At 36.2% G+C, this 2,255-nt stretch carries 2 protein-coding genes; both read left to right on the forward strand.

Annotated elements, in window-relative coordinates; translation table 11 throughout:
* A partial coding sequence (locus tag VFS71_RS11005; RefSeq protein ID WP_326401273.1) for a glycoside hydrolase family 92 protein occupies positions 1-1,541 on the forward strand: 1,541 nt, incomplete at its 5' end.
* Between the two features lie 235 nt (positions 1,542-1,776).
* Positions 1,777-2,255, forward strand: a 479-nt coding sequence (locus VFS71_RS11010; RefSeq protein ID WP_326401274.1) for a glycoside hydrolase family 125 protein, incomplete at its 3' end; no start/stop codon positions are given.

A 2,255-nucleotide genomic window follows, 5' to 3' on the forward strand; every position in this document is an offset into this window, starting at 1 on the left:
GGGAGAAGGTTAATGTTCGTGTGGCATCGTCGTTTATCAGTTTTGAGCAAGCTGAGCAAAATTTGAAAGCGGAATTAAAAAATGCTCCATTTGAAAAAGTTGTAGCCGAATCTAAAGCTGAGTGGAATAAAACACTTTCGAAAGTTATGGTTGAAGGGGGTACAGAAGATCAGCTGAAAACTTTTTACTCTTGCTTGTATCGAGCAACTTGCTTCCCTCAAAAGCTCTATGAAGTAAATTCCGCTGGGAAAATAGTTCATTACAGCCCTTACAACGGAAAAGTTTTGGATGGATATATGTATGGAGGAACAGGTTTCTGGGACACTTTCCGCGCCTTATACCCTTTGTTAAATTTAGTGTACCCTTCTGTAAATAAGGAAATGCAGGAAGCTTTGATAAACGATTATAAAGAAGGTGGATTTCTGCCAGAATGGTCAAGCCCAGGTCAAAGAGATTGCATGATTGGAAATAATTCGGCATCTGTGGTTTCGGAAGCCTATTTGAAAGGGATGAGAGGATATGATATAAATACGTTGTATGAAGCCTTGTTAAAAGGTGCAAATAACGAAGGCCCGGGTGCTTCGGGTCGAAGAGGTGTAGACTATTATAACACGATTGGTTATGTACCTTATGATGTGAATATCAAAGAAAATGCGGCTCGTACATTGGAGTATGCCTATGATGATTTTACTATTTGGAAATTGGCGAAAGCCTTAAATCGTCCGGCAGCAGAAATTGCTTTGTATGAAAAACGAATGATGAATTACAAAAATGTATTCAATCCTGAATTTAACCTTATGTCAGGCCGCAATAAAGACGGTACTTTCACAAAAGGGTTTAACCCTTTTAAATGGGGTGATGCCTTTACTGAAGGAAACAGCTGGCATTACAGCTGGAGCGTTTTTCACGACATTCAGGGATTGATTGATTTGATGGGTGGAGAGAAAGCTTTTACGGCTAAATTAGACGAGGTGTTTACTTTGCCTCCTGTATTTGACGACTCCTATTATGGCGGAGTTATACATGAAATTCGCGAAATGCAAATTATGGGAATGGGGCAATATGCACATGGGAACCAACCAATTCAGCATATGATTTACTTGTATAATTATTCTGGAGAACCATGGAAAACGCAATATTGGACACGTGAGGTTATGAATAAACTTTATAAACCAACGCCGGATGGTTACTGTGGTGATGAAGATAATGGTCAAACTTCGGCTTGGTATGTGTTCTCTGCTCTAGGATTCTACCCAGTAACACCTGCTTCTGACGAATATGTTTTGGGAACTCCGTTCTTCAAAAAAGTGACCGTTAATTTAGAAAACGGAAAACAGATCGTAATCAATGCCGACAAAAATTCTGATGAAAACAAATACGTTCAAGAACTAAAATGGAACAAAAAGGTTTATAACAAAAATTTCATAAACCATTTTGAACTACAAAAAGGGGCTGAACTTAATTTTGAAATGACAAAGACCCCTAATAAAAAACGTGGGACTACTAAAGAAAGTTATCCTTATTCTTATTCAAAAAAATAAGATTTTCCAAGTATAAAAATCAATCTGCATTTTTTAATAAAGTACAGATTGGTTTAAATAAAGACGGATCGCTATGGAATGAGCATTGCAATAAATAGGTCATAAAACCTATGATTATATACGAAACCCAGTTCGATGACTTCAATAAAATTGTGATGGCCATCTATTAAATAAGACTAATACAGTTTCAATATATTCACAAAACTAGTAGACTTTAATTGTAAAAAATAAAAATATGCAATCAAGAAGAAAATTTTTAAAAAACACAGGGATTTTATCGGCAGGAATACTGGCCATAAACACTGAAGCTTTTGCATCAAATAATAATTCATTTTTCAATCTTGTTCCTGATTTTGTGAGCCAACGTCCGCCGTTGGCACAACGAAAATTCACCAGCAAAGCCATTGAAAATGCAATTGTCAGAATCAAAAAACAAATTGCAAATCCAGAGTTGGCTTGGCTTTTTGAAAATTGTTTTCCAAACACTTTGGATACAACAGTTGATTTTGAAATCATTGACGGAAAACCGGATACTTATGTGATTACAGGCGATATTGATGCGATGTGGTTGAGAGATTCTACAGCTCAAATATGGCCTTATCTTCCTTTTGTGAAAGAAGACAAAAAGCTAAAAGAACTTGTAAAAGGTGTAATCAATCGTCAAACGAAATGTATTTTGTTAGACCCTTATGCAAATGCCTTTTACAAAGATTT

This window comes from Flavobacterium sp., from assembly GCF_035760125.1.
Classification (GTDB): Bacteria; Bacteroidota; Bacteroidia; order Flavobacteriales; family Flavobacteriaceae; genus Flavobacterium.